We start from the raw sequence: 5,382 nt of genomic DNA, 5'->3' as shown, positions 1-5,382 counted from the left end.
CTGAGGCAAGAGTCACGCCAATTCTCTGCTCATCGCTTGTCACCGTTTTTGTGAACTTGGATCAAAACCGTCGCCAAGCGAACGCAGAGACCGAGACACTTCGAGAATCCCCGAAACGTTATGCAAAATCAAATTATTAGGAGCGATTATGGATAGAGACGAAATAAAATATGAAATAGGACTAAAAGGGAAAATAATGATTGAACTAGACGATTGGAAGATTAGTTCTGATCCAATATTTCATAAAGAGTGCATGAAAACTTTTTTTAAAGGATACTGTAAGCATAATGGATACGACACAAATTTGATTTTTGAATATATTGATAATAAAATTATTGGGGCAACAACGTTTTACTTAGAATTTTCTAAGCATCACTTCATTTTATTTAATTTTAACACTATCCCTCTTTTAAAATCCTACTATTATACGTTAATGAAATATTATTTGCTTGGAGATATTAATGGTGTTTGGGATTCAATTTTTAAAATTGACACAAGAGTATCTAATGTCAATTATGAAACTGATTTTGATCAAAAGGTAATCACCTATAATGGAGTATGGAGTCACACAGATAAGGACTCGCTTGTCAATTTTTTGACTTTTATATCAACACAATTTTTGATGAATCATGAGATTGCACATTGCCTAAATGGACATACAAAATTTCTTGCTAGTTCTGATTTTGTTGAATATGTTAGAGATGAAAATATTGATAAAACTGTACTTATGAAAACTCTTGAAATGGATGCGGATGCTTATGCAGCAGGAAGTTTAGCAAATTACATAAATAATTTCAACTATGATGATTTGTGTATAATTTTTCCATACCTAACTACGATTAGTAGAAGTGAAATGAGTACTTTATGTGTATTTGCAATACTTTCAACATTTATGTGTAGCAGTGAGTATGTTTCGAGTAGTAATAAGTATTTAACACCACTTATGAGAGCTGTTTTGAGCATTGACGTATTACTAGCGGAATTTAAATTGCTATCTGATAAGGAGTTTAATCCAGAGGTATACAAAACACTCATTTTCATAGCCTACGAGAACTACTCAAAGATATTTGATAAGGAAATTGTTGATTTTGATAGAGTAAAAGCATTAATGAAAGAACATAAGGAATATGAGGAACATCTTAGAAAACTTTGGATTACAAGTTTGAGAAACAAGCTTGATAAGTTTGCATTTGAAGAATTAGCAAAATAATAATTTGACTTCGCATAACACGCCGATTACCAAAATCACTCTGATGTCACAGCCCTTGCGAGGCAAGGCCAGCGCCACTTTTGCCCTAAGGGTCAAAAGAAGTGACTTCGGTAATCGCGGGAACGTTAGACGCAATTATTATTATTAGGGGTGATTGTTATAGATATATTAAGACAGTTAGAAAATGAATTATTAGACATCAAATTTAAAGAATATACATTGTTATTACGAAATGCTGATACTGCTATGATACATATACTAAAAATGTATGGAGACTTATTAAGAGATTTGAGATGTGATACTGAAATCAATGTTTCATTAGATCAGAGAAAGTATTTTTTATGGCATTTAACAGATGGGTTAACTTGCTGTGTGAAATGGATAGCATCGGATTGTAAAAGAGTATCTGAGGAAGAATATTCTTATAAGCAGGTTGACGAAGAAGCATTGGAGTTATTGTTTTGGGGTTATAATTATTCTGAATTATGTATTGAGCATACTGCCTATTCAAAAAAAATGAGTAATGTGTGGATAGACGAGGAAAAGAAGATTGTTGAGTTTAAGCCAAAAGAAATAAATCCAAATCTTATTATAAGTCAGTCAGCCTTTGACCGATTATATTTATCAAAATTACAAGATTCACATCCTCATCAAGAATTGAACAAAGAATTTAATCTGTGGTTTAAAAAGACAAGTTTTTCATATGAAAATATTGAAATTCCTTGGGATTTAGTGAGAAACTTAAAGTGTTTTACTCTTTTTAATAATTGGATTAAAGATAATATATTTTGGGATTTGGAATCGACATGCAGTCTTGGTAAGTATACATTATATGAATATATAAAAATATATTCTATATTGTATATTAATTTTTCATATTATACGAAAGTTGAAGATTATATAGATATTAGAGATGGTTTAGAAAATGAATTAGGGTCATGTTCACTTTGTATAAATAATATAGAATTTATAAATTGGATGAGTGAACTTTCAGATATTGATAATAAAAAAGTATCTGAAATAGTATCTGATTTAACATTGGATTCCTATAATTTTCATTCAAAAATTGTTTTTCAACCTTTGATTTTAATAGATAACCATATATATATATCGCCTAGGTTATTTGTCAACATTGATTCCAGAAGAATGTTGTTTGGAGCGTTAAATACACAAAAAAAAGAAGTGTACGACAAGCTTATTAATAATATAGAACAGTATAATGTAAAGAAAATTGGAGGGTTACTGAAGTCTATTAATTGTGATGTCTATGTAGATACGAAAGTTAAAAAATCGAAAAAATATGTCAGACCAGATTTTCTACTTGTTGATCAAGTGCATAAGATTGTGTTAGTGGGTGATTATAAGCATTATCTTAGACCTATAGGTGTAAGAGATGTTTCAAATCGGACTATTGAACTAAAAAAAGGAATAAGTCAGGTTAATAATTATTGTAACTATTTGGAGAAAAGTTCTGTACAGATTGAAGAAAAAGTGTTTGATCTGTCAGAGTACACTATTTTCAAATTTCTTGTATTTCAGTATCCAATGCCACTCCCATTGGATAAGGTAGATATTATTATGTATGATTATGACAATTTTACAGAAATAATAGATAGTCTTAATAAGCCACAATTGGGAGATTTTATTCAACTTATGTTTAAAAATATTAGAAATTTAGATTTTGATTCTAATGAATATAAAATGATTCCATTAGAAACAAAAGTTAATGATTGGACTTATATTAGACATATCTATGCCAAGTAATCTAATAATAACTGCGTCTAACACGTCAGTTTCCTACATTCCTTCCGATGTCATGGTCCTTGCGGGGCAAGCACCACGCCACTTTTTCCGCTAAGGCGTTAAAAGGAAGGAACGTCGGAAACTGCGGGAACGTTATATGAAAAACGGTTAAAATAATATTGCATCACATGCATTGTCTAAAAATAGAGCATATGAGATAATATTTAAAAGAGAGGTAAAAGATATGAAATGGGAAAATGTACGAGAAAAATATCCAAATACATGGGTCTTGATAGAAGCAATAGAAGCTGAATCAAAAGATGGAGAAAGATTTTTAAATAAAATATCAGTATTGAATTACTATGAGACTAGCGAACAAGCAACAAAAGAATATGTGCTGATACACAAGCAATTTCCTGAGAAGGAATTATATGTGTGTCATACTCAAAATGAAAATTTACAAATTAAAGAAAAAATTTGGATGGGGGTCAGAAGTCGATGATTGAATTAAGAGTCGAAAAGGGCCTTCTTTTTTGCGATATAATGGTAAAAAATGATGAAAAACAGCTTAAAATGACAAACGTATTAGTTGATACAGGTTCAGCAGGAACAATATTTAAAACGGAGATATTGGAAGAGATAGGAATAAGACAAGAACCAAGTGATCCACTAGAAGTTATAAGAGGAGTTGGGGGAAGCGAGTTTGTTTTTATAAAGATAATTGAGGAAATCGAAATAGATGGAATGAAAGTGAATGAATTTCAAGTAGAAGTTGGAGCAATGGATTATGGTATTGAGATGGATGGCATAATTGGACTAGATATATCAATGAAACTAGGTGTAAAAATTGATTTAGGTGAATTAAAAATATTTTAACCGTTCATCACATAACACGTCAATTACCGGAAATTCATCTGATGACACAGCCCTTGCGAGGCAAGGACTGCGCCACTTTTCTCCTAAGGGTGAAAAGGATGAACTTCGGTAATTGCGGGAACGTTAGGCGAAATGCGAGTTTTTGGTTTACGCTATCGAAATAAATTTAGAGTAAAGACTCTATCGAGAAGTTGGCTTGGTTCAACATTAACTGACGTTATCTGGGTGCAAACTTGAATCAAGTCTTAGTAGTTATTTGATTGGATATGATATAAAATTGATATGATCTGATTACGATTTGGGAAAACTAAGAAAGCCAATTATGCATGATTTTTCTAAGTCAAGTTAATTTAGCGGTTTCATAGGAGCCGGAAGCTGAGTCTCATTTGGCAGTAGAGGTTCCTTGTTTAGTTCTATTGGTTTCATAAGAATTAGAATTTCAATCAGATTTTTATTAGTTGATCATAAGTGTGTTATATGAGCAGTTAAATTAGGACTGTGGTAGATACATAGATTTGTTATGAAGTGGATTTAAGCTTTCTTAGACCAAAAATTATGAGTCTATAGGTGTATTTTTCAAACAGGGTGTCGTGGAAAAGCACATCGCCTAACACACCGATTACCAAAATTCATCTGATGTCATGGAATATGCAGAGGAATTTTTTTATTTTCTGGACTGGAAGGAGATAACAATTAAGTGTCGAATTACATATATTATAGACGGCATATTTCATGCCACTTTTGCCCTAAGGGTCAAAAGGATGAACTTCGGTAATCGCGGGAACGTTAAGCGACATGGGAAGTTTTTGATTTACGCTATCAAAAATAACTTTAGAAAAAGTTTAATCGAGTAGTAAGCTTGGTTCAACACAGGTTGACGTTATCTAGGTGCAAACTTGAATCAAGTCTTGGTTATTATTAGATTGATCATAGCGTAAAACTGATATGTTTGATTATGAAATGGAAAACTAAGAAAGCCAGTTAAGTATTATTTTTCTAAGTAAGTTTGGTTTCACGATTTCAAATCAGCCGGAAGCTGAGTCTCATTTGGTAGTAGGTAAGTTATGTGCAGTTTTCAATTTGATAGGTTTCAAAAAAGCTTGCGTCTCAGTCAATTTTTATTTAATAGGAGGTCTTGGATGATATTTTTAAGAATGGTATTTAGGATTTTAGTTGATACATAGAATTATTATAAAGTGAATCTAGGCTTTCTTAGACCAACAATTATGGTTCTAAAGCTGTGGTTTCAAACGATAAAAAAAGCACGTCGCCTAACAAGCTGATTCCCAAAACCTCTCTATTGGCATGCCTCATGCGAGCCTGAGGCAAGAGTCACGCCAATTCTCTGCTTATCGCTTGTCACCCTTCTTGTGAACCTGGTTCAAGAATGTCGCCAAGCGAACACAGAGACCGAGGGGCTTCGGGAATCACAGAACGTTATCAAAAATGATTTATAAGGAGATTAAAGTGATTAATTGGGATTATGTAATAAAAGTAATTGGAATTGTAGCGGCTATATTAACAGCAACTGCAACTCTATATAAGGCATTTGT

At 32.2% G+C, this 5,382-nt stretch carries 4 protein-coding genes; all 4 read left to right on the top strand.

Features of this window, described 5'->3' with window-relative positions:
- Positions 1-148: 148 nt before the first annotated feature.
- The 4 genes from ISU02_RS23595 (at position 149) to ISU02_RS23580 (ending at position 3,829) form a co-directional block, all read left to right on the top strand.
- On the top strand, positions 149-1,210 hold the full coding sequence (locus ISU02_RS23595; RefSeq protein WP_194704327.1) for a hypothetical protein: 1,062 nt from the start codon (positions 149-151) through the stop codon (positions 1,208-1,210).
- 150 nt (positions 1,211-1,360) lie between these two features.
- A complete protein-coding gene (locus ISU02_RS23590; protein WP_194704326.1) occupies positions 1,361-2,974 on the top strand; it encodes a hypothetical protein in 1,614 nt (537 codons plus the stop codon).
- Positions 2,975-3,197: 223 nt separating this feature from the next.
- On the top strand, positions 3,198-3,455 hold the full coding sequence (locus tag ISU02_RS23585) for a hypothetical protein (RefSeq protein ID WP_194704325.1): 258 nt from the start codon (positions 3,198-3,200) through the stop codon (positions 3,453-3,455).
- Positions 3,452-3,829: a retropepsin-like aspartic protease gene (locus ISU02_RS23580; RefSeq protein WP_194704324.1), complete on the top strand. Its 378-nt coding sequence runs from the start codon at positions 3,452-3,454 to the stop codon at positions 3,827-3,829. The genes ISU02_RS23585 and ISU02_RS23580 overlap by 4 nt, the downstream gene beginning before the upstream one ends.
- Positions 3,830-5,382: the final 1,553 nt, after the last annotated feature.

It is taken from the genome of Fusibacter ferrireducens, from assembly GCF_015352425.1.
GTDB lineage: Bacteria > Bacillota > Clostridia > Peptostreptococcales > Acidaminobacteraceae > Fusibacter_A > Fusibacter_A ferrireducens.
The sequence above is the reverse complement of the archived record's forward strand: the minus strand, read 5'-3'. Positions and strand labels throughout refer to the sequence as shown.